Here is a 21,575-nt window from a genome sequence, read left to right as displayed (position 1 = left end):
TGCCCCGGCCGGTTGTCGAACCGGCCGGGGCACACGTGTGTCAGGGGCGGGGCGCGGCCGGTCCCGTGGAGCCGCGCACGATCAGTTCGACCGGGAGCGGGGTGGTCTCGGCTTCCCGGTCGTCGAGGACGGCGAGGAGTGCGCGCATGCCGTGTGCGCCGACCTCCTCGGCGGGCAGGCGCACGGTGGTGAGTTCGGGTTCGATCGCGGTGGCGAGGGTGAGGTCGTCGAAGCCGGTGATGGACAGGTCGTCGGGGACGCGCAGGCCCAGGCGGCGGGCGGCTTTGTAGGCGCCGGCGGCCAGTTTGTCGTCGTCGCAGACGATGGCGGTGGGTTCGACGAGGCCGGAGGTGCGCAGCGCCGTTTCGGTGGCGGTGACGGCGTCCTCGACGGTGAGGGCGGAACGGATGGTGCGCACGGTGGTGTCCGGCAACTGTGCGGTGCGGGCGGCGAGTTCGCGGGCGCGGACGTCGAAGGTCCAGGACTGGACGGCGGAGGCGAGGTGCAAGAAGTTGCGGTGGCCGTGGGCGATGAGGTGGTCGGTGATCTGCCGGATGCCGTCGGCGAGGTCGAGGTTGACGGTGGTGGCGCCGGGGCTGCCCGTGGGGTCGCTGTCGAGCATGACGAGGGGGATGGGCGGGGTGTCGTCGCCGCGCAGGGCGGTGAGGGCGTCGGCGGCCATGGAGGAGGCGAGGATGCCGTCGAGCGCGGCGCGGGCGGAGGGGAAGGGGTCGCGGGCGGGGCCGATGCCGTCGGGTGAGGGGTAGAGGACGACGCCGAAGTCGTGTTGTACGGCGACGCGGGCCGCTCCTGTGTAGACCCCGGCGAAGAACTCGTTGGTGAGTGCGGGGACGACGAGGAGGGCGGTGCGGGTGCGGCCGGTGCGGAGGTTGCGGGCCGCGAGGTTGGGCCGGTAGCCGAGGTGCTCCGCGGTGGTGCGGACGCGTTCGGCGGTGGTCTCGGAGACTCGGCCGCGCCATTTGCCGCCCATGACGAGCGAGACGGCGGCCTGGGAGACGCCGGCCGCGCGGGCGACGTCTCTGCTGGTGGGGCGGGCGGTCGTGGTGCCGTCCTGGCCGCTGGTCACTGGTGCCTCCGTAGGTGTCGTCCAGGGTGCCCGACGTTAGCGGGTGGCTCTGTCCGCCGGGCACGTGGTACGTATAACGTCGGGACGTTATACGTAAAACTTCAGGGCGGGGGCGGGGCGATGGCCGCGGGGTATGCGGAGATCCTCAGGGCGCGGCACGCGATGCGGCTGCTCACGGGGACCCTGGTGGGCAGGCTGCCGAACGCGACGGCCCCGATCGCCGTCGTGCTGTTCATCCGGGCCGAGGGCGGCACGTACAGCCTGGCGGGCGCGCTCGCGGCGGTGTACGGGGTGGCGAACGCGATCGGGCAGCCGCTCCTCGGGCGCCTCGTCGACCTGCGGGGCCAGCCGAAGGTGCAGCTGTCGGCGGCGGTCCTGTCGGGGCTCGCCATGACGGTCTTCGCGTTCGTCGGTATGGACTCGCTGCCGTTGGCGTACGCGGCGATGGCCCTGGCCGGACTGTTCACGCCGCCGCTGGAGGGCGGCCTGCGGGCGCTGTGGCCCAGCGTGCTGGCGCGCGAGGAGCAGGTGCACACGGCGTACGCGATGGACGCGATCGCGCAGGAAGTCATGTTCACCGTCGGGCCGTTGCTGGTGACGTTGTGCGTGTCGCTGTGGTCGGCGCAGGCCGCGCTCGTGGTGCTCAACGTGATCGGTGTGCTCGGTGCGCTCTCCGTGGTGCTGTCGAAGCCCTCGCGCGCGTGGCGTTCGGCTCCGCGCGAGGCGCACTGGCTGGGCGCGTTGCGTTCGCCGGGGCTGCTGGTGCTGCTCGTCGCCTTCCTGTTCATCGGGACCGCGCTCGGTTCGATCACCGTGGCGGCGATGTCGTACGCGGAGGTCCGGGGCGGCGATGCCGTGTACGGCTGGTTGATGGCGGCGATCGGGATGGGTGCGCTGGTGGGCGGCAGTGTCTACGGGGCCCGTCAGTGGAGTGGTGCTCCGGAGCGGCGACTTCGGTGGCTGGTGGCGCTGCTGGCGTTGTTCTACGTGCCGTTGGTCCTGATGCCGGGGCCGGTCGCGATGGTGGCCCTGATGGTGGTGGCGGGGGTGTTCCTGGCGCCGTGCATCGCGTGCGCGTTCATCGTCGTGGACCGGCATGCGCCGGTGGGTACGGTCACGGAGGCTTTCTCGTGGCTCGTGACGACGTTCATGGTCGGCTCCAGCGTGGGAACTGCCGTGGCGGGCCCGGTCGTCGAGTGGGCCGGTACGCGGTGGGGCTTCGCCGTTCCGGCCGTCACTGGCACGCTTGCACTGGTCGTACTGCTTTCAACGGCTCGGGTCCTGGCGGAGCCGCGCACGTCCGGGCGTGTCGCGCGCTCGTCGGAAAATGATCCAAACCGTGCCGTCGAACCCCGTTTCAGCTCGGGGGATCGGGCGTAATGTTCAGTCATGGACCGCCGCATTTTCGGGCTGGAGAACGAGTACGGCGTCACGTGTACGTTCAGGGGACAGCGGCGCCTGTCTCCTGACGAGGTGGCGCGGTACCTCTTCCGCCGTGTCGTGTCATGGGGCCGCAGCAGCAATGTCTTTCTGCGGAACGGCGCCCGCCTTTACCTCGATGTCGGGTCGCATCCGGAATACGCAACTCCCGAATGCGACAACGTGACCGAGTTGGTCACGCACGACAAGGCGGGCGAGCGCATTCTGGAAGGCCTGCTCGTCGACGCCGAACGCCGCCTGCACGAGGAGGGAATCGCAGGCGACGTATACCTGTTCAAGAACAACACCGACTCGGCGGGTAACTCCTACGGCTGCCATGAGAACTACTTGGTGGCGCGGCACGGGGAGTTCTCGCGGCTCGCGGACATTCTCATCCCCTTCCTGGTCACAAGGCAGTTGCTGTGCGGCGCGGGCAAGGTGCTGCAGACTCCGCGCGGTGCCGTGTACTGCGTGAGCCAGCGTGCCGAGCACATCTGGGAGGGCGTCAGCTCCGCGACGACGCGTTCCCGGCCGATCATCAACACCAGGGACGAACCGCACGCGGACGCCGAGCGCTATCGCCGTCTGCACGTCATCGTCGGCGACTCGAACATGTCGGAGACGACGATGCTGCTGAAGGTCGGAGCCACCGACCTCGTGCTGCGCATGATCGAGGCGGGCACGGTGATGCGCGACCTCACCCTGGAGAACCCGATCCGGGCGATCCGCGAGGTGAGTCACGACATCACGGGCCGCCGCAAGGTGCGGCTCGCCAGTGGCCGTGAGGCCTCGGCCCTCGAAGTGCAGCGCGAGTACTACGAGAAGGCCGTGGACTTCTGCGAGCGCAGGGGCATCCGCAGCGGCACCGTGGAGCAGGTTCTGGAGCTGTGGGGTCGCACGCTCGACGCCATCGAGTCCGAGGACCTGGACCGGGTGGGCACCGAGATCGACTGGGTCATGAAGTACCAGCTCATCGAGCGCTATCGCGCGAAGCACAACATGACGATGTCGCACCCGAGGGTCGCGCAGATAGACCTCGCGTATCACGACATCCACCGGCAGCGCGGTCTCTACTACCTCCTGGAGAAGAAGGGCCAGGCCAAGCGGATCTGCAACGACCTGAAGATCTTCGAGGGCAAGTCGGTGCCGCCGCAGACCACGCGCGCGCGGTTGCGCGGCGACTTCATTCGCCGTGCCCAGGAGCAGCGCCGTGACTTCACGGTCGACTGGGTGCACCTGAAGTTGAACGATCAGGCGCAGCGCACGGTGCTGTGCAAGGACCCGTTCCGCAGTGTGGACGATCGAGTGGAGAAGTTGATCGCCGGTATGTGATCGCCGGTAGGTATGCGCACACGCTGAGCAATCCGGCCAGGGGCCTCGTACGAATCATTCGTACGAGGCCCCTGGCCGTCCCTTGGAATGTCGGGGCGAAGGCCTAGAGTGGCCGGACCATATTCGAGCGACTTGAGGACCACTGTGCGACGCCGACTTGCAGCACTACTGATCGTGCCGGCACTGGCGCTGACCGCGACGGCCTGCGGCAGTGACGACAGCAAGAAGGATTCGGCGGACAAGGCGGACTCGTCGTCCTCCTCGCCGAAGGCAGCCGCGGTACCGAAGGCGGTCGACAGCGCGAACCCGATGCCGAAGGTCTCGGGCGCGTACGGCAAGCAGGCGAAGATCTCGCTGCCGAAGGGTGACCCGAGCGACAAGTTCGTCGTGCACAACGTGTCCGAGGGCGACGGCCCGACGGTGAAGAAGAACGACCTGGTGTCGATGAACTTCACCGGCAAGGTCTGGAAGGGCGGCAAGGACCTCGGTTCCACGTACGGCTCGCAGGGCGGTGGCGACCAGATGGTGACCGCCGGCGCCGAGGGTCAGCTCCCGGCGTTCTCGCAGGCCGTGCTCGGGCAGAAGGAGGGCAGCCGGGTCCTCGTCGTGGCGCCGCCGGCCGCGGGCTTCGGCAGCCAGGGCAACCAGCAGGTGGGCATCAAGGGCACGGACACGCTCGTCTTCGCCCTGGACGTCGGCAAGGTCATCCCGAAGAAGGTCGAGGGCAAGCAGGCCTCGATCCCGTCGAACCTGCCGCAGATCCAGGCCGACAAGGAAGAGCCGGCGACGATCTCGATCCCGAAGAGCGACCCGCCGAAGGACCTGGTGGACAAGGTCCTGATCCAGGGCAAGGGTGCCGAGGTCAAGAAGGGCCAGACGGTCACCATGCAGTACAGCGGTGCCGCCTGGAAGATCAACGAGGGCAAGAAGAAGGCCGCGCTGTTCGACTCGTCCTGGAAGAGCGGCCAGCCGTTCACGACGCCGATCGGCGGCGGTCAGGTCATCAAGGGCTGGGACAACGGGCTCGTCGGCAAGCACGTCGGTGACCGGGTGCTCCTGGTGATCCCGCCGGACCAGGCGTACGGCAAGAAGGCGCAGGGCAAGACGCTGCCGGCCAACTCGACGCTGGTCTTCACGGTCGACATCCTCGCCGCGCACTGAGCCCGCGCACCAAGCCCGCGCACCAAGCCCGCGCACTGAGCGCACCGAGCCACAGAAGATGGCAGACTGTCCCGGTTGCAGAGCAGTCGACAAGCAGGAGCACTTCACGTGAACATCGACAAGCCCGAGGTCGACTTCCCGATCGGTGACGCACCGGCGGACCTCCAGATCGAGGAACTCTGGGAGGGCGACGGCGCCGAGGCCAAGGCCGGCGACTTCGTGAAGGTCCACTACGTGGGCGTGTCCTTCTCCACCGGCGAGGAGTTCGACGCCTCCTGGAACCGGGGCAACCCGCTGGAGTTCCAGCTCGGTGCCGGTCAGGTCATCGCGGGCTGGGACAAGGGCGTGCAGGGCATGAAGGTCGGCGGTCGTCGTCGGCTGACCATCCCGGCGCACCTCGCGTACGGCGACCGTGGCGCCGGTGGCGGCCGCATCGCCCCCGGCGAGACGCTGATCTTCGTGTGTGACCTGATGGGCGTCTGAGTCAGTCACACTCCGACCGCAAGCGGTCAACCGAAGGCCCATGCCTCCTGGCATGGGCCTTCGGCTTTTGCCAGGACACGCCCGAGCGGTACGGTCGTCCGTCGGGAGTCACCTTCAGGAAAGGGCGTCGATGGCGATTGCCAAGGCCGAGCGGCTGATGAATCTGGCGCTGTGTCTGCTCGGGACGCGGCGTCCGCTCAGCAAGCGTGAGCTGCGTGGCTCCATCGAGGCCTACCTCGAAGCGGGCAGCGACGATTCCTTCAACCGGATGTTCGAGCGCGACAAGGACGATCTGCGCGAACTCGGCCTGGTCATCGAGACCGTGGAGAACCTGGACGGCGAGGTCGGCTATCTGGCCGGCCGCGACAGCAACCGCCTGCCGCCCGTCACGCTCGACGCCGAGGAGGCCGCCGCCCTCGGCCTCGCCGCGAAGGTCTGGCAGCAGGCCCGCCTCGCCGGTGCCGCGAGCGGCGCCCTGCAGAAGCTGCGCGCGGCCGGGATGCCCGAGGAGATGGACCCGTACGAGAGCCATGGCGCGCTCGAACCCAGGATCCCGGTGCACGAGGCGTCCTTCGAGCCGCTGATGCTGGCCTGCCGCGACCGGCGCCCCGTCGTCTTCGACTACCGCAAGGCCACGGCCGCGCGGCCCGGGCAGCGGCACGTCGAGCCGTGGGCCCTGGAGTGCTGGCGCGGTCACTGGTACCTCGCGGGCTGGGACCGCGACCGGCAGGCCGAGCGCGTCTTCCGGCTGTCGCGGATCACCGGCAAGGTGCGCTCGCGGGCGGGACAGTTCAAGGTGCCGGTGCCGGATGTGGTGACCGTGCGGGAGACCGTCGCGAGCTGGGCGGGGGAGACCGCCGACCGCTCCGCGCTGATCAAGCTTCGCGCGGGTGCCGGTTTCCCGCTGCGCTCCAAGGCCGCCTCCGTGCGTGAGCTCGGCGACGGCTGGGACGAGGTGGAGATCCCGTACGGGCACGGGCTCGACGCCTGGCTGGTGGAGTTCGGGCCCGACGTGGTGGTGCTGGAGCCCGCCGAACTGCGGGCCGATGTCGTGGACCGGCTGCGCGCCGTGGCCAAGGGCTGAGGGGGAGTACGTACAAGCATGGCTTCCAACGCCATTGACCAGACCCGGCGGATGTTGTCCCTGGTGACGTATCTGCGTGAGCGCCCCGGCGCGCGCGTGGAGGATGTCGCGCGGGCCTTCGGCATCACCGAGGACGAGCTGATCTCCGACCTGGACGTGCTGCCGCTGTGCGGGACGAGCTTCCGCGGCGGCGATCTGCTCGACATCGACACCGACGGCGACCGCATCTGGTGGCACAACCCGGACGATGTCGCCGAGCCGCTGCGGATCGCTGCCGACGAGGCGACCGCGCTGTTGGTGGCCGCTCGCGCGGTGGCCACGCTGCCCGGGCTGCGTGAGAGCGACCGTCTCGCACTGCTGCGGGCGACCGCGAAGCTGGAGACCGCGGCCGGTGAGGTGGCCGGTGCGAGTGCGCGCCTGAGCGTCACCTTCGAGTCGGAGGGCGGCGTCTTCGCGGATGTCGACCGGGCGATCTCGGAGCGGCGTCGGCTGTGGATCCGCTACTACTCGCCCGCGCGTGACGAGGTCACCGAGCGGGAGATCGACCCGATCCGGCTCGTGAGCGTGGGCCACACCTACGTAGAGGCGTGGTGTCGTCGGTCGGAGGCGCGGCGGACGTTCCGGCTCGACCGGGTCGCCGAGATCAAGGTCCTGGACGAGCCGTCGGCGCCGCCGCAGGTCGAACTGCGGGACCTGTCCGAGGGGCTTGTGCAGCCCGCGGCCGAGGACCCCGAGGTGGTCATCGAGGTCGGGCCCGGCGGGCGCTGGGTCGCCGAGTACTACCCGCACGACAGCGCCGAGGAGTTGCCGGACGGCGGGCTGCGGATCACGCTGCGCACGCCGGACCCGTCCTCGCTGCGCAGGCTCGCGCTGCGGCTCGGCCGGGACGGGCACATCGTGTCGCCCGCCGAGCTGGCGACCAGTGCGCAGGCCGCGGCGCGCGAGGCGCTCGTGGCGTACGACGGGGCGGCGTGAGGGAGTTGGACGCGCCCCCGGATCCCCGGCGACGTATCACGACGTACGGTGCACAACGGACAAATGGTGTGAGGTGTGTGACATGACTGGTGTGGCCGGTTTCACTGGCATTGCCGAAATGCCCGCCACGGCGACCACCGTGGCGCCCGTCGTCTTCAGGGCCGGCTGCCCCGACTGTCGCGCACGCTTCGAACTGGCCGCCTCGGCGATCCGGTTGGCGATCGGGGCCAGCAGTCGCACCACGTTCTACTCGTTCACCTGCCCCGAGTGCGAGACCTCGGTGCGCAAGCCCGCCGGTGAGCGCATCATCGAACTCCTCACCGGTGGCGGGGTGCGCACGCTGCGCCTCCACCAGACCGTCTAGGCTCGGCGCATGTTCTGGGCGATGCTGGCGGTTGCTGTGGGTTTCGTGGGGCTCGCCGTGCTGGCGGTCCTCGCGGTGCGGGTCTTCGTCGAGGCGCAGCGCCTCAGCCGTCAAGTGGCCGACACCACGCAGCGGATCAACAGCGCGGCGGAGGATCTCGAGCGGGCCGCCGTAGGTGTCGCGAAGGCCGGCGGCGACGTGGTCTGACGCCCCGTCGGCGTCCTCGGCGGAAGCGTGGAAAGCGCTTTATCGCCGCGGCCTGTCCCGTTGTCGGGGTCGGCGGGTACGCTCCCTTTGGCGGTCCGGTAGTGAGGCGCGGTCCGCAATTGGGAGGACGCACGGGCATTGCCTCGTGTTTACCCCCACGGGATACGATCGCTGCCAGCACGGTGGTCGGACAACAGTCCGAGGTCCGATCGGTACCGGCAGCCCCGCCCCTGCCGCCTCAGTGAGAAGGTAAACGGATATGTTCGGAAGGCTCGGTGCACCCGAGATCATCCTGATCCTCGTAGTGGTCATTCTGCTGTTCGGCGCGAAGAAGCTTCCCGACATGGCGCGTTCGCTGGGCAAGTCGGCCCGCATCCTCAAGAGCGAGGCCAAGGCCATGAAGAGCGAGGGCGGCGACAAGTCGGCTGCTCCCTCGGACCCGCCGCAGGACGCCGCGACGCCTCCGGCGCAGCGCACCATCAAGGCGGCCCCCGGTGACGTGGACAGCTCGCGTCCTGTGAACGAGCAGACGAACCAGACGACCAAGAGCTGATCGAAGGCCGCCCCTGCCATGGCGGCCTGCCGCACGAGATGAGGACGTGGGTTGCTCAAGCCTGCCCGCAAAGAGGAGAAGGATCCCGAGGGGCGGATGCCGCTCGCGGAGCACCTGCGTGAGCTCCGCAACCGGCTCGCGAAGGCGCTCCTGGCCGTCGTCGCGATCACCGTCGTCGCCGCGTTCTTCTACAACGACATCATCAACCTGATCACCCGGCCGATCCTCGACTCGGTCGGCTGTGAGCAGTCGTTCTCAGAGCTGGCCAGGTCCACGTCGGACAAGCCCTGCGCCCAGATCACCCTCAATGGTCTGCTCACCCCCTTCACGCTGGCGCTGAAGGTGTCGCTGATGGCCGGTGTCGTGGCTGCCTCCCCGGTCTGGCTGTTCCAGCTCTGGGGCTTCGTGGCGCCCGGACTGCACCGGCACGAGAAGAAGTACGCGTACGCGTTCGTGGGCACGGGTGCCCCGCTCTTCATCGCCGGCGCCTACTTCGCCTACTCGGTGCTGCCGACGACGGCGAAGGTCCTCATCGAGTTCACTCCGGGCAACGCCCAGAACCTGCTGCCGCTCGACGACCTGCTCGACCTCGTGCTGCGCATGGTGCTCGTCTTCGGCCTCGCCTTCGAGCTGCCGCTGCTGCTCATCTTCCTCAACCTGATCGGGGCGATCACCGGCAGGCGGATGCTCGGCTGGTGGCGCGCGATGATCATGGGCATCACGGTGTTCGCCGCCGTCGCGACGCCGAGCACGGACCCGCTGACGATGCTGGCGCTCGCCGGTCCCATCTGGATCCTCTACTTCGCAGCGGTGTGCTTCTCGCTCCTCAACGACCGGCGCAGGCGGCTGAGCGAGGCCGCGGGGCCCGATGACGACGAGGCCTCCGAGCTCGACCTGACGCCGGAGGACATCGGCGAGATCGAGTCCGTCCCGGCGAGCCGGGCGCTCCCGGAGCAGGCGACGTCCGACGGGGCGTCGCGGCCGGAGCGGGTCAACGGTTACGACGATGTGACCTGAGGTAACTCCAGTTCGGGCCGGGGCACTTGTTAGTGTCCGCCCGTGAGCAGTGAGATCACCCTCTTCGTCAATCCCACCGCGGGACGCGGCCGGGGCGCACATGCTGCGCAGCCGGCCGCTTCCGCTTTGCGGGCAGCCGGTTTCCAGGTGCGCACCGTCGTCGGCGAGGACGCCGACGACGCCCTCGCACGCGCGCGTGAAGCGGTGGCGGAGGGGACCGGGGCGCTGGTGGCCGTCGGCGGGGACGGCCTCGTGAACCTCGCGCTGCAGGCCGTCGCGGGGACCGACACGCCGCTCGGGATCGTCGCCGTCGGCACAGGCAACGACTTCGCCCGCGCCCTCGGGCTTCCGATACGTGACCCGGCCACGGCCGGGAGACTCGTCGCCGACGGGCTGTTGGGCTCGGGGACCCGCGAGATCGACCTCGGCCGGATCGGTGACCACTGGTTCGGCACCGTGCTCGCCTCCGGCTTCGACTCCCGCGTCAACGACCGCGGCAACCGGATGCGGCTCCCGCTCGGCCGCTTCAAGTACGACCTGGCGATCGCGCTGGAACTGGCCACCTTCAAGGCCGTGCCGTTCAAGCTGACCCTCGACGACGGCTCCGTACGCGAGGTCGCGGCGACCCTGATCGCCGTCGGCAACGGGACCTCGTACGGAGGTGGCATGCGGATCTGCGCGGAGGCCGACATGAGTGACGGGCTGTTCGACGTGACCGTGGTCGGGGACTGCTCCCGTACGACCCTGCTGAAGGTGTTCCCGCGTGTCTACAAGGGGACCCACCTCGACCACCCGGCGGTGAGCGTGTACCGGGCCGCGCGTGTCGAGCTCGCCGCCGAGGGCATCACGGGATACGCGGACGGGGAGCCGGTCGGCGCGTTGCCGCTGGTCGCGCAGTGCGTGCCGGGGGCGGTGCGGATCCTCACCGGAGGCCTTACCGGATAATGATCGTCCGATGTCAGTGGTCGTCGGTAGGCTGGAAAGCACGATGACAGAGGACCTCTCCCCGGCCGAGCGGTATGCGGCAGCCCGTCAGCGGGCCGCCGAGCAGGCCACCGCGCTCGCGGACTTCCGCGAGATGTACGACTTCGGCCTCGACCCCTTCCAGATCGAGGCGTGCCAGGCGCTGGAGGCGGGCAAGGGCGTCCTGGTCGCGGCGCCCACCGGCTCCGGCAAGACGATCGTCGGCGAGTTCGCCGTCCACCTTGCCCTGCAACAGGGCAAGAAGTGTTTCTACACGACACCCATCAAGGCGCTGTCGAACCAGAAGTACCAGGACCTCTCGAAGCGCTACGGCGCGGACAAGGTCGGCCTGCTCACGGGCGACAACAGTGTGAACAGTGACGCGCCCGTGGTCGTGATGACCACCGAAGTGCTGCGCAACATGCTGTACGCGGGTTCGCAGTCGCTCCTCGGCCTCGGCTACGTGGTCATGGACGAGGTGCACTACCTCTCCGACCGCTTCCGTGGCGCCGTCTGGGAAGAGGTGATCATCCACCTCCAGGAGTCCGTGACACTCGTCTCCCTGTCGGCGACGGTGTCGAACGCGGAGGAGTTCGGCGACTGGCTCGACACCGTGCGCGGCGACACCGAGGTGATCGTCTCCGAGCACCGGCCCGTGCCGCTGTTCCAGCACGTGCTCGCCGGGCGCCGGATGTACGACCTCTTCGAGGAGGGCGAGGGCAGCAAGAAGGCGGTCAACCCCGACCTGACGCGGATGGCGCGCATGGAGGCCAGCCGCCCCTCGTACCAGGACCGCAGGCGCGGCCGGCACATGCGCGAGGCCGACAGGGAGCGGGAGCGCAGGCAGCGCTCCCGGATCTGGACGCCGGGCCGCCCCGAGGTCATCGAGCGCCTCGACAACGAGGGGCTGCTGCCCGCCATCACGTTCATCTTCAGCCGGGCCGCCTGCGAGGCCGCCGTCCAGCAGTGCCTGTACGCGGGCCTCAGGCTCAACGACGAGGACGCGCGGGCCGAGGTCCGTTCGATAGTCGAGGAGCGCACGGCGGCCATTCCCGACGAGGATCTGCACGTCCTGGGCTACTTCGAGTGGCTCGAAGGCCTCGAGCGCGGCATCGCCGCGCACCACGCGGGCATGCTGCCGACCTTCAAGGAGGTCGTCGAGGAGCTGTTCGTGCGCGGCCTGGTGAGGGCCGTGTTCGCGACGGAGACGCTCGCGCTCGGCATCAACATGCCTGCCAGGTCGGTGGTGTTGGAGAAGCTCGTCAAGTGGAACGGCGAGCAGCACGCGGACATCACGCCCGGCGAGTACACACAGCTCACCGGCCGTGCCGGGCGGCGGGGTATCGATGTCGAGGGCCACGCCGTGGTGCTGTGGCAGCGCGGCTTCAGCCCCGAGTACCTGGCGGGGCTCGCGGGCACGCGCACGTACCCGCTCAAGTCGAGCTTCCGGCCGTCGTACAACATGGCGGTGAACCTGGTGGAGCAGTTCGGCCGCCACCGGTCGAGGGAGCTGCTCGAGACCTCCTTCGCCCAGTTCCAGGCGGACCGCTCGGTCGTGGGCATCTCGCGGCAGGTGCAGAAGAACGAGGAGGGGCTCGAGGGCTACAAGGAGTCCATGACCTGCCACCTCGGGGACTTCGATGAGTACGCCCGGCTGCGGCGCGAACTCAAGGACCGCGAGACCGAGTTGGCCAAGCAGGGCGCCGCGCAGCGGCGCGTGCAGGCGGCGGCCGCGCTCGAGAAGCTGAAGCCCGGTGACGTCATCCACGTGCCGACGGGGAAGTTCGCGGGCCTCGCGCTCGTGCTCGACCCGGGCATCCCGGCCGGCCGGTCCAACGGGCATCGCGGCTTCGAGCACCACGACGGGCCGAGACCGCTGGTGCTGACCGCCGAGCGCCAGGTCAAGCGGCTCGCCTCGATCGACTTCCCGGTGCCCGTGGAGGCGCTGGATCGGATGCGCATCCCGAAGTCGTTCAACCCGCGCTCGCCGCAGTCCCGGCGCGACCTCGCCTCCGCGCTGCGCACCAAGGCCGGCCACATCGTGCCGGACCGGCACAAGAAGAAGGGCCGCTCGCAGGCGGCGGACGACCGGGAGATCACGCGGCTGCGGGCCGAGCTGCGGGCGCATCCGTGCCACGGCTGCTCCGACCGCGAGGACCACGCGCGGTGGGCCGAGCGCTACTACCGCCTCAAGCGGGACACCGGGCAGTTGGAGCGGCGGATCGAGGGGCGCACCAACACGATCGCGCGGACCTTCGACCGCATCGTCAAGCTGCTCACCGAAATGGACTATCTGCGCGGCGACGAGGTGACCGAGCACGGCAAGCGGCTCGCCCGCCTCTACGGCGAGCTGGACCTGCTCGCCAGTGAGTGCCTGCGGGACGGCGTCTGGGAGGACCTGAGCCCGGCCGAACTCGCGGCGTGCGTCTCGGCGTTGGTGTTCGAGGCGCGGGTCGCGGACGACGCGCTCGCGCCCAAGCTGCCCGCGGGCAGGGCCAAGGCGGCGCTCGGCGAGATGGTGCGGATCTGGGGGCGGCTCGACGCCCTGGAGGAGGAGTTCCGGATCAATCAGGCGGAGGGCGTCGGCCAGCGCGAGCCCGACCTCGGCTTCGCCTGGATCGCGTACCAGTGGGCCTCCGGCAAGGGCCTCGACGAGGTGCTGCGGGAGGCCGAGATGCCGGCCGGTGACTTCGTGCGCTGGTGCAAGCAGGTCATCGACGTGCTGGGGCAGATCGCGGCGGCCGCACCGACGGAGGGCTCCACGGTGGGGCGCAACGCGCGAAAGGCCGTGGACGCCGTGCGGCGGGGCGTCGTGGCCTATTCGTCCGTCGGCTAGCGCGACGGCCAAGGCCTGACGGGGCTTCACACAGTTCCCCGCGTCCCTCACAGGGGCGCGGGGAACTGTGCGTTCGCGCGCGCGGACGTCATTGCTCCACGTGTGCGAATCGCGACCGAGCGTGTAAATGGAGCGAGTGTATTCCTGTCGCGGGGCCGATTTCAGGGCCTTGCTGAATATGACCCGGCGATGATCCGGTCGGACTAAGCTCGCTCACAGCGCACCGAGTTGAGATGGATTCGGCCGCTTGTTCCCTTCTGCGCCGAAGCTTCCCGAAACGGCGCAATTGAAGCGTGACGAACCATCCCGAATCTCCGACGTTCCCAGACCCGACCGTTCAGAGGGCATACATGGTGAGTGTTCAATCGCCTCCCGGTGGCCGAGAAGTCCCCTATCTGCGCGTGCTGTTGCTGCCCGCCATGGTCATGGCGGCCGCCACCGGAGCGGCCGCCGCCCTGGTCGCGGAGCCCGCTCGGGCGGCCGTCGCCCTGTGCGGCGCGCTCGGCATGCTCCTCGTGCTCGCCGTCTCCGCCGAAGCGGTCCGCCGCGGCCGCGTCAACAGGGCACAGCGCGCCCAATACACCCGGCACGTAGCCGAGTTGGAAGCCCATATAGCCGCTCAGGAACACCGCACGATGCGGGTGGCCAAGGAGGTCTTCCCGCACGCCCTGTACCGGATGGCGAGCGGTGACAGGCCGCACGACGCCGTCCGCAACACCTGCGACTCCGAGCCCGCCTTCCGCGATGTCACGCCGGGCGAGCGCGAGTTGATGAGCATGGCCCTCAAGGAGATCGACAACGAGATCACGATGCGGGACGCGGCGCAGCGCGCCTTCGTCTCCGTCGCCCGTCGCGTCCAGGCCATCGTGCACAAGCAGGCAGAGGAACTCCGCGAGATGGAGGAGGACCACGGCCGCAACCCCGAGGTCTTCGACGACCTGCTGCGCGTCGACCACGGCACGGCGCTGATCGGCCGACTCGCCGACTCCGTCACCGTCCTCGGCGGCGCCCGCCCCGGGCGGCAGTGGCCCAAGCCCGTCAAGCTCTACAGCGTGCTGCGCGGCGCCATGTCGCGCATCCTCGAGTACCCGCGCATCGACCTGCACGCCATCTGCGACGTGGCCATCAGGGGCGTCTCGGTCGAGCCCGTCATCCACGCCTGTGCCGAACTCCTCGACAACGCGACCCGCTACTCGCCGCCGACGACCCGCGTGCACGTCACCGCGGTCGAGGTGCAGACCGGCATCGCCATCGAGATCGAGGACGGCGGCGTCAGCCTCAGCGAGGACCAGCGCCGCAAGACCGAGGCGATGCTGGACAAGGCCAAGGCCGGCTACGACCTCAACGACCTCGGCGAGAACCCGCGGCTCGGTCTCGCGATCGTGGGCCGGCTCTGCGCGATGTACGACATGCAGATCTCGCTGCGCCAGTCCGCGTACGGCGGCGTGCGCGCGGTGCTCGTCGTGCCGCGCGCCATGATGAGCACCCAGTACGCCCCGGGCCTCGCCCACGGCATCGGCGCCTCCGCCGTGCCCCGCGTCGACCACAAGGGCGTACCGGTCAAGGAGGAGCCGCGGCTGAAGAAGACGCGCCGCCCCACCACGGGACCGCGTCCCGTCACGGGCCCGCGCCCTTCCGCCCCGCTCGTCGCCGCGATGGAGGACGACGTTCCCGTGGTCACGGAATGGCGGCCCAACGGCCTGCCGCAGCGGCGCAGGAAGTACGACACGAAGGTCATCGAGGACCAGATCATCGTGACGCCCCGCAACCCGGACCTCTCGATGCCGCCGTCCGCGGCGGAGCCCGCCCCGGCGGCGTACGGGAATCCGGCACCGGCCGCCGCCCCACCCGGGCAGCCGGACCAGCACGGCGGGGCCGAACAGCCCGAACCCGGCCTGTGGGTCGAGGCGTTCATGAACGGACTGAAGCCCGAGGGGGGCCAGGCCGAGGCGGCCGACGCGGTGGGGGAGACCGCGCAGGACCCGGGGGGTTCGGCCAAGCCGCATGACGACGCGTACAACCAGCAGGTCGACGAGGGAGACCACCAGTGATCCAGCAAAGGGCCAATTTCGACTGGATGCTCAAGGAGCTCGCCGAGTGCGTGCCCAATGTGAAGCAGGTGGTCGTGCTCTCCTCGGACGGGCTGCGCATCGCCCGCTACGGCGGTGATCCCGACGCCGCCGACCGGATCGCCGCCGCCTGTGCGGGACTTCAGTCCCTGGCCTCCGCCGTCGCCACGGAGATCCCGGAGAGCAGCGGCAAGATGAACATGGTCATCATCGAGGTCGACGGCGGCTTCTTCTATCTGATGGCCGCGGGCAAGGGCGCGTATCTCGCCGTGCTCGCCGACCAGTTCGTCGACGCGGGCCTCGTCAGCCACCAGATGCGCGATCTCGTCATCCGGATCGGCGCGCATCTGACGAGCCCGCCACGGCGCAACGGCCAGACCGTATGACGCACCGTCCTCCCGAACCCCCGTTCAGGGAACCGCCGCCGAAACGGGAGCGGCGGGCGCAGCAGGGCGACGGAAAGCCCGACCCGGAGCGTCTCTACGTCATCACGGGCGGCACCGACGGAAGCGACCGCGCGCCGCTCGACCTGGTGTCCCTGATCGTGGCACGCGGCGATCCGCCGCCGGCCTCGCCGCCCGAGCAGGCCTCCGTCATCCGCCTGTGCAAGACGCCCCTGTCGACGGCTGAGATCTCGGCCTACCTCCAACTGCCGTTCAGCGTGGTCACCGTGCTGCTCGGCGAACTCCTCGCGGCCGAGCTGGTGCAGGCGCGCGCGCCGGTGATCCGAGGCGCGGTCGCGGACCGTTCCCTTCTCGAAGCGGTGATGCATGGACTACAGAAGCTCTGACAGCACGGCCGGGAGCGACACCGCGATGAGCGTGCACATTCCGGGGCCCCGGGCCGAGGAACGACTGCCCGACACCGTCACGTCCGCCGTCAAGATCGTCATCGTGGGCGGCTTCGGCGTCGGCAAGACCACCATGGTCGGCTCCGTCAGCGAGATCCGGCCGCTCACCACCGAAGAGACCATGACGCAGGCGGGCATCGGCGTCGACGACAACTACGGTTCGGAGACCAAGACCGCCACGACCGTGGCCATGGACTTCGGCCGGATCGGCATCACCGAGGAACTCGTCCTGTACCTCTTCGGCACGCCGGGGCAGGAGCGGTTCTGGTTCCTGTGGAACGGCCTGTTCGAGGGCGCTCTCGGCGCCGTCGTGCTCGTCGACACCCGCCGCCTCGAAGTCAGCTTCGACGTGATCGGGCGGCTCGAGGAGCGCGGAGTGCCGTTCGTGATCGCCAACAACACCTTCCCCGACGGGCCGCGCTACCCCACGGAGGAGCTGCGCAAGGCCCTCGACCTGGACCCCCACGTCCCCATCGTCGAGTGCGACGTACGCCGCAGGGCGTCGAGCCGCGAGGTGCTGCTCACGCTGATGCGATTCCTGCACGAGATGGCGCTGCACCACGCCTGATCCTGCACGAGATGGCGCTGCACCACGCCTGAGTGCCGCTCGACCGAATTCTGTTGACCACACCGACCGGAGCGAACCCGTGACGTCACCCTCCCAACCCCCGCAGTCGCCAGCCGGATTCGACGCCCCCGGAGACTCCGCGCTCGCGCCGCCGCCCGGCTGCCCCGCACACGCCTTCGGCCCCGACGGCCTTCGCCGGCTCTACGGCCCCGAGGCCGACGCGGACCTCGCCGGTGTCTACGAGAAACTCCGCGCCGAGTACGGCCCGGTCGCCCCGGCGCTCATCCACGAGGACGTCCCCATGTGGACGGTCCTCGGGCACAGCGAGAACCTCCAGATGGTGAGCACCACGGCCCTGTTCAACCGGGACTCCCGGAACTGGACCGCCGTCAGGGACGGCACCGTCAAGCCCACGCACCCGCTCGCCCCGGTCTTCACCTGGCAGCCCATGTGCGCGATGGAGGAGGGCGCCGAGCATCTGCGGCTGCGCAGCGCGGTCAACGACGCCGTCGAGACCGTCGAGCACCGTGATCTGCGCCGCGCCATCAACCGGGCCACGCAGGAGATCATCAACCGGTTCTCCGAGCGCGGCCGCTGCGAGGTCGTCAGCGAGTTCGCCGAGCATCTCCCGATGATGGTGATGCTGGAGCTGCTCGGCGCACCCGAGGCCTACAGCGAGCGCATCGTGCAGGCCACGCGCGACCTGCTCAAGGGTGGCGAGACGGCCATCGCGTGCAACGAGTACCTGATGGGGATCCTGACGGACCTCGCCGTGCGGCGTCGCGCCGAGCCGCTCGAGGAGGACTTCACCAGCACCCTCATCACCTCCCCCTCCGCGCTCAGCGACGACGAGGTCGCGCAGACTCTGCGGCTCATCCTCATCGCCACGTACGAGGGTTCGGCCAACCTCATGGTGAACGTGCTGCGCGTGGTGCTCACCGACCCCCGGTTCCGCGCGCGACTCAACGGCGGGCAGATGACCGTGCCGGAGGCGGTCGAGCAGTCGCTGTGGGACGAGCCGCCGTTCAGCGCCAACGTCGGCTACTTCGCCAAGGCGGACACGGAGCTGGGCGGGCAGCGCATCCGCGCCGGGGACGGCCTGATCTTCGGCATCCAGCCGGGCAACGCGGACCCGAGGGTGCGCCCCGAACCCGGCGCTCACATGCAGGGCAACCGCTCGCACCTCGCGTTCGGCGGCGGCCCGCACGAGTGCCCCGGGCAGGACATCGGGCGCGCCCTTGCGGAGATCGGGGTCGACGCGTTCCTGATGCGCCTGCCCGACGCCGAACTCGAGATTCCAGAGAGCGATTTGAGGTGGGTCTCGACGATCATGGGGCGGCATCTGGTGGAGCTGCCGGTGGACTTCACGCCGCGTCCGCCGCAGGACGTGAAGTCCCAGCCGGGCAAGCTGCCTTCGCAGCGGCCGGACTGGAAGATCTCCTCGGGCCTGCCGCCCACGATGCCGTCGGGCGCGATGCCGCCGGTGACGACGCCCGAGGCCGCGCCCGCCGCGCCGGCTGCTCCCGACCCGGCCGCGCAGCCGTCGCACCCGCACGCCCACCCGCACCGGCAGACGCCGGCCAGGCTCGGCGCCTGGCAGCGCTTCCTGCGTTGGTGGCGCGGCGAGTGATCAGGTGGGCGCGGTGAGCGGACCGGCCGGAGCGGTGAACTGGCCGGTCGGCGCGGTGGATGCGCCGGTTGCCTAACCCGGCCCCGGCCCCTGCTCCCACTCCTCGTACGAGGTCCAGGCCGTGAGCTCCCTCCGGCTCACGAAGCGGTGCTCGCGGCCGCTCACCGGGTCCGTGAACTCCAGGGTCCGGGAGAGGAGTTGGAGGGGGCGCCGGAAGTCGTCGTCCGCAGCCCGGTCGGCGACCTCCGGGAAGAGCGGGTCGCCGAGGATCGGCAGGCCGACGCGGTTCATATGGACGCGCAGCTGGTGCGTGCGGCCGGTGTGCGGGGTGAGGCGGTACAGCGCCATGTCCCCCTTGCGCTCGGCGAGTTCGATGCGGCTCTCGGCGTTCGGCTCACCGCCCGGCACCTCGAACGCGGCGAGCCGGCCGGGCACCTTCTCGATCCGGCCGCGCAGGGTCACGGGGAGCTCCACCCCCGGGTCGTACGCGGCCACGGCCTCGTACTCCTTGGTGACCCGGCGGTCGCGGAAGAGAGTCTGGTAGTGGCCGCGCTCCTCGGGCCGCACCACGAACAGGACGAGCCCGGCCGTGAGCCGGTCGAGGCGGTGGGCCGGGCTCAGCCGCTCGATGCCGAGGTCGCGGCGGAGCCGGGCGAGCGCGGTCTCGGTGACATGGCTGCCGCGCGGTGTCGTGGCGAGGAAGTGCGGCTTGTCGGCGACCACGATGTGCTCGTCGCGGTACACGACCTCGACGGGGAACGGCACGGGGACCTCGGGCGCGAGCTCCCGGTGGAACCACACGGTGCCGCCCACCTCGTAAGGGCTGTCGGCGGTGACCGGGCGCCCGTCCGCGGTCACGAACGCCCCCTGCGCGATCATCCGGTCGATCACCGTGTCCTCGGCGGGGAGCCGGTGCACGAGGTGGTCCCGGACGGTGCGCCCCGGGCCGCCCTCCGGCATCCGCACGCGGACGGCGTCGATGCCTTCGCGCTGCGGGAGCGGGGAGGGCGGCGGGGCGGGGCGCTTGCGTCTTCTCACAGAGGGAAAGGGTACGGCGGCCGGGGCGCAGGATCAGGCCTCCTGCTCGGCCTCCACCTGCGCGTTCCAGTCGCGCTTCGAGGCCTGCCAGCCGTCCTCGTTGTGCCCGAGGCGCCAGTAGCCGGAGATCGACAGGTCCTCGCGCGGGATCGCGCGGTCGATCCGCAGGTGCCGGCGCAGCTCCTTCACGAAGCCCGCCTCGCCGTGCACGAACGCGTGCGGGCGGCCCTCGGGGAAGTCGAGCCCGGTCACCGCGGAGATGAGCGCCTGCCCGACCGGGCGGCCCGCGCGGTGCAGCCAGGTGACCTCGACGGGCGAGTCGATCTTCTGCTCCTCCTCGGGGCCCTCGACCTCGATGAAGGCGTGTGCCCGCGTGCCCTCGGGCAGCGCTTCGAGGGCGGCGGCGATCGCCGGCAGGGCGCTCTCGTCACCGGCGATGAGGTGCCAGTCCGCCGTGGTGTCGGGGTGGTAGGCGCCGCCGGGGCCCATCATGTGGATGGTCTCGCCCCCTTCGACGCCCGCGGCCCAGGGCCCGGCCAGGCCCTGGTCGCCGTGGACCACGAAGTCGAGCGTCAGCTCAAGGGTCTTCGGGTCCCAGTAGCGCACCGTGTACGTACGCGTCACGGGCCACTGGTCGCGGGGCAGCTCCTCGCGGATCCTGGCCACGTCGAAGGGCTCTTCGTAGGTCACCCCGGCCGGCGCGAAGAGCAACTTCACGTAGTGGTCGGTGTGTTCGAGCTCTTGCGGGAAGTCCGCGAGCCCCTCACCGCCGAGCACCACCCGTCGCATGTGGGGCGTGATGCTCTCGGCGCGCACGACCTGCGCGGAGCGGGCCTTGCGGGGCGGGCGTGCGGGGCGCTCGGCCATGGGCGGTCTCCCTGGATTCACAGTTAGTTAGGTATACCTAAGCTAACACCTCATTCTGAGAGGGTGGTGAGGAGGCGCTGCAAAGAACCTCCCAAGCCCCAGCGGGCCGCCAACTCATCGAGGGTCGCGGCATCGTGCGGCTCACGCGGCAGGGCCGTGTCCACCTCGGGCAGCGGTACGTCGCCGGCGACGAGCACCACCGTCGGCGCCACCGCCAGATACGGGCGCGCCTCGTCGAGCCGCCTGCGCTGCGTCGGTGTCAGCTTCGACTTCGGGTCGTCGACGGCCGCCATGATCCCGGCCAGGTCCCCGTACTGCGCGAGCAGCTTCGCCGCCGTCTTCTCGCCGATGCCGGGCACGCCCGGCAGTCCGTCGCTCGGGTCGCCGCGCAGCAGCGCCATGTCCGCATAGCCGGATCCGTCCACCCCGTACTTCTCGCGGAGCAGGTCCTCGTCCGTCACCTGCAGCGTGCCGACGCCCTTCAGCGGGTACAGCACGCGGCGCTCCAACTTGTCGTCGACCAGCTGGAAGAGGTCGCGGTCGCCGGTGACGATGTCGACCGGCCCCTCGGCCCGCCCCGTGAACGTACCGATCACGTCGTCCGCCTCGTACCCCTCGACGCCCACGCGCGCGATGCCCACCGCGTCGAGCACGGCCTCGATGATCGGGACCTGCGGGGAGAGGGTGTCGGGGATCTCCTCCTCATCCGGCGAGCCGGCCGCCGTCTCCTCGGCGACGCGGTGCGCCTTGTACGAGGGGATGAGGTCGACGCGCCACTGGGGGCGCCAGTCCGCGTCCATGCACGCCACCAGATGGGTGGGGCGGTGGTCGTGCACGAGGCGGGTGATGAATTCGAGGAGCCCGCGCACCGCGTTCACCGGGGTGCCGTCCGGGGCCTTCACCGAGTCCGGCACCCCGAAGTAGGCCCGGAAGTACAGAGATGCGGTGTCGAGCAGCATCAGGCGCCGGTCCGCCGATCCTGTCGTGGATGTCGTCTGGGTCACGTTCGCATCATGCCGCACCCCACTGACAGTCACCGACCGTAAGTACGTGATCAGCGTGAGTGAACACA

General features: G+C 70.0%; 21 protein-coding genes. 17 read left to right on the top strand and 4 right to left on the bottom strand.

The genetic code is table 11. The annotated features are described in order from the left end of the window. Positions 1-40: 40 nt before the first annotated feature. The gene (locus tag OHA73_RS10970) at positions 41-1,087 is read right to left on the bottom strand and encodes a LacI family DNA-binding transcriptional regulator (RefSeq protein ID WP_266721503.1); all 1,047 of its coding nucleotides are present in this window, start codon (positions 1,085-1,087) and stop codon (positions 41-43) included. Positions 1,088-1,207: 120 nt separating this feature from the next. Here OHA73_RS10970 and OHA73_RS10965 point away from each other — a divergent pair, with 120 nt between their 5' ends. The 17 genes from OHA73_RS10965 to OHA73_RS10885 all read left to right on the top strand — a co-directional run bounded on the left by OHA73_RS10965 (position 1,208) and on the right by OHA73_RS10885 (position 18,598). Further along, the gene (locus tag OHA73_RS10965; protein WP_327654940.1) at positions 1,208-2,467 is read left to right on the top strand and encodes an MFS transporter; all 1,260 of its coding nucleotides are present in this window, start codon (positions 1,208-1,210) and stop codon (positions 2,465-2,467) included. A gap of 9 nt (positions 2,468-2,476) precedes the next feature. Next, positions 2,477-3,838, top strand: coding sequence for a Pup--protein ligase (gene pafA, locus OHA73_RS10960; RefSeq protein ID WP_266721505.1), 1,362 nt, complete (start codon positions 2,477-2,479; stop codon positions 3,836-3,838). Between the two features lie 144 nt (positions 3,839-3,982). Continuing rightward, on the top strand, positions 3,983-4,999 hold the full coding sequence (locus OHA73_RS10955) for an FKBP-type peptidyl-prolyl cis-trans isomerase (protein ID WP_266721506.1): 1,017 nt from the start codon (positions 3,983-3,985) through the stop codon (positions 4,997-4,999). 108 nt (positions 5,000-5,107) lie between these two features. Continuing rightward, the gene (locus tag OHA73_RS10950) at positions 5,108-5,482 is read left to right on the top strand and encodes an FKBP-type peptidyl-prolyl cis-trans isomerase (protein ID WP_266721507.1); all 375 of its coding nucleotides are present in this window, start codon (positions 5,108-5,110) and stop codon (positions 5,480-5,482) included. 130 nt (positions 5,483-5,612) lie between these two features. After that, on the top strand, positions 5,613-6,566 hold the full coding sequence (locus OHA73_RS10945; RefSeq protein WP_266721508.1) for a helix-turn-helix transcriptional regulator: 954 nt from the start codon (positions 5,613-5,615) through the stop codon (positions 6,564-6,566). A gap of 18 nt (positions 6,567-6,584) precedes the next feature. After that, positions 6,585-7,541 carry a helix-turn-helix transcriptional regulator gene (locus tag OHA73_RS10940; protein WP_266721509.1) on the top strand — a complete coding sequence of 319 codons (957 nt, stop codon included), beginning with the start codon at positions 6,585-6,587 and terminating at the stop codon, positions 7,539-7,541. Between the two features lie 118 nt (positions 7,542-7,659). Next, positions 7,660-7,905, top strand: a complete 246-nt coding sequence (locus OHA73_RS10935; RefSeq protein WP_266721510.1) for a hypothetical protein — start codon at positions 7,660-7,662, stop codon at positions 7,903-7,905. Positions 7,906-7,914: 9 nt separating this feature from the next. Continuing rightward, the gene (locus OHA73_RS10930) at positions 7,915-8,112 is read left to right on the top strand and encodes a hypothetical protein (RefSeq protein ID WP_266721511.1); all 198 of its coding nucleotides are present in this window, start codon (positions 7,915-7,917) and stop codon (positions 8,110-8,112) included. Positions 8,113-8,371: 259 nt separating this feature from the next. Beyond that, positions 8,372-8,665, top strand: coding sequence for a Sec-independent protein translocase subunit TatA (gene tatA, locus OHA73_RS10925; RefSeq protein WP_327654939.1), 294 nt, complete (start codon positions 8,372-8,374; stop codon positions 8,663-8,665). A gap of 51 nt (positions 8,666-8,716) precedes the next feature. After that, on the top strand, positions 8,717-9,682 hold the full coding sequence (gene tatC / locus OHA73_RS10920; protein ID WP_266721514.1) for a twin-arginine translocase subunit TatC: 966 nt from the start codon (positions 8,717-8,719) through the stop codon (positions 9,680-9,682). Positions 9,683-9,724: 42 nt separating this feature from the next. Beyond that, on the top strand, positions 9,725-10,627 hold the full coding sequence (locus tag OHA73_RS10915) for a diacylglycerol kinase (RefSeq protein WP_327654938.1): 903 nt from the start codon (positions 9,725-9,727) through the stop codon (positions 10,625-10,627). A gap of 43 nt (positions 10,628-10,670) precedes the next feature. After that, positions 10,671-13,481, top strand: coding sequence for a DEAD/DEAH box helicase (locus OHA73_RS10910; protein WP_443063058.1), 2,811 nt, complete (start codon positions 10,671-10,673; stop codon positions 13,479-13,481). A gap of 350 nt (positions 13,482-13,831) precedes the next feature. Continuing rightward, positions 13,832-15,532 carry an ATP-binding protein gene (locus OHA73_RS10905; RefSeq protein WP_266721519.1) on the top strand — a complete coding sequence of 567 codons (1,701 nt, stop codon included), beginning with the start codon at positions 13,832-13,834 and terminating at the stop codon, positions 15,530-15,532. Further along, positions 15,529-15,936: a roadblock/LC7 domain-containing protein gene (locus tag OHA73_RS10900; RefSeq protein WP_266721521.1), complete on the top strand. Its 408-nt coding sequence runs from the start codon at positions 15,529-15,531 to the stop codon at positions 15,934-15,936. The genes OHA73_RS10905 and OHA73_RS10900 overlap by 4 nt, the downstream gene beginning before the upstream one ends. Then, the gene (locus OHA73_RS10895) at positions 15,933-16,340 is read left to right on the top strand and encodes a DUF742 domain-containing protein (protein ID WP_266721523.1); all 408 of its coding nucleotides are present in this window, start codon (positions 15,933-15,935) and stop codon (positions 16,338-16,340) included. The genes OHA73_RS10900 and OHA73_RS10895 overlap by 4 nt, the downstream gene beginning before the upstream one ends. Then, complete coding sequence (locus OHA73_RS10890; protein ID WP_267071060.1) at positions 16,321-16,968, top strand: GTP-binding protein; 648 nt, start codon at positions 16,321-16,323, stop codon at positions 16,966-16,968. Before OHA73_RS10895 ends, OHA73_RS10890 begins: the two co-directional genes overlap by 20 nt. Positions 16,969-17,047: 79 nt before the next feature. Then, positions 17,048-18,598 (top strand): cytochrome P450, encoded by a 1,551-nt coding sequence (locus OHA73_RS10885; RefSeq protein ID WP_266721527.1) that lies wholly within the window; start codon positions 17,048-17,050, stop codon positions 18,596-18,598. A gap of 72 nt (positions 18,599-18,670) precedes the next feature. Here the strand turns inward: OHA73_RS10885 and OHA73_RS10880 are convergent, their stop codons facing one another. Genes OHA73_RS10880 through OHA73_RS10870 form a run of 3 tightly spaced genes read right to left on the bottom strand, consistent with a single transcriptional unit; the run spans position 18,671 to position 21,462 of the window. Continuing rightward, positions 18,671-19,636, bottom strand: coding sequence for a pseudouridine synthase (locus OHA73_RS10880; RefSeq protein ID WP_327654937.1), 966 nt, complete (start codon positions 19,634-19,636; stop codon positions 18,671-18,673). Between the two features lie 33 nt (positions 19,637-19,669). Then, a complete protein-coding gene (locus OHA73_RS10875; protein ID WP_266721531.1) occupies positions 19,670-20,503 on the bottom strand; it encodes a siderophore-interacting protein in 834 nt (277 codons plus the stop codon). Positions 20,504-20,553: 50 nt separating this feature from the next. Beyond that, complete coding sequence (locus OHA73_RS10870; RefSeq protein ID WP_266725597.1) at positions 20,554-21,462, bottom strand: 5'-3' exonuclease; 909 nt, start codon at positions 21,460-21,462, stop codon at positions 20,554-20,556. Positions 21,463-21,575: the final 113 nt, after the last annotated feature.

Source organism: Streptomyces sp. NBC_00483, from assembly GCF_036013745.1.
In the GTDB taxonomy this organism is placed as follows: Bacteria; Actinomycetota; Actinomycetes; order Streptomycetales; family Streptomycetaceae; genus Streptomyces.
This window is presented reverse-complemented; position numbering and strand designations above follow the sequence as displayed.

Bases quoted from the DNA above. Each gene is read 5' to 3' on its own strand.
- OHA73_RS10875 (WP_266721531.1), bottom strand. From the start codon at position 20,503: ATGGCCGAGCGCCCCGCACGCCCGCCCCGCAAGGCCCGCTCCGCGCAG.
- OHA73_RS10910 (WP_443063058.1), top strand. From the start codon at position 10,671: ATGACAGAGGACCTCTCCCCGGCCGAGCGGTATGCGGCAGCCCGTCAG.
- OHA73_RS10965 (WP_327654940.1), top strand. From the start codon at position 1,208: ATGGCCGCGGGGTATGCGGAGATCCTCAGGGCGCGGCACGCGATGCGG.
- pafA (WP_266721505.1), top strand. From the start codon at position 2,477: ATGGACCGCCGCATTTTCGGGCTGGAGAACGAGTACGGCGTCACGTGT.
- OHA73_RS10930 (WP_266721511.1), top strand. From the start codon at position 7,915: ATGTTCTGGGCGATGCTGGCGGTTGCTGTGGGTTTCGTGGGGCTCGCC.
- OHA73_RS10870 (WP_266725597.1), bottom strand. From the start codon at position 21,462: ATGCTGCTCGACACCGCATCTCTGTACTTCCGGGCCTACTTCGGGGTG.
- OHA73_RS10945 (WP_266721508.1), top strand. From the start codon at position 5,613: ATGGCGATTGCCAAGGCCGAGCGGCTGATGAATCTGGCGCTGTGTCTG.
- OHA73_RS10890 (WP_267071060.1), top strand. From the start codon at position 16,321: ATGGACTACAGAAGCTCTGACAGCACGGCCGGGAGCGACACCGCGATG.
- OHA73_RS10905 (WP_266721519.1), top strand. From the start codon at position 13,832: ATGGTGAGTGTTCAATCGCCTCCCGGTGGCCGAGAAGTCCCCTATCTG.
- OHA73_RS10895 (WP_266721523.1), top strand. From the start codon at position 15,933: ATGACGCACCGTCCTCCCGAACCCCCGTTCAGGGAACCGCCGCCGAAA.
- tatA (WP_327654939.1), top strand. From the start codon at position 8,372: ATGTTCGGAAGGCTCGGTGCACCCGAGATCATCCTGATCCTCGTAGTG.
- OHA73_RS10935 (WP_266721510.1), top strand. From the start codon at position 7,660: ATGCCCGCCACGGCGACCACCGTGGCGCCCGTCGTCTTCAGGGCCGGC.
- OHA73_RS10940 (WP_266721509.1), top strand. From the start codon at position 6,585: ATGGCTTCCAACGCCATTGACCAGACCCGGCGGATGTTGTCCCTGGTG.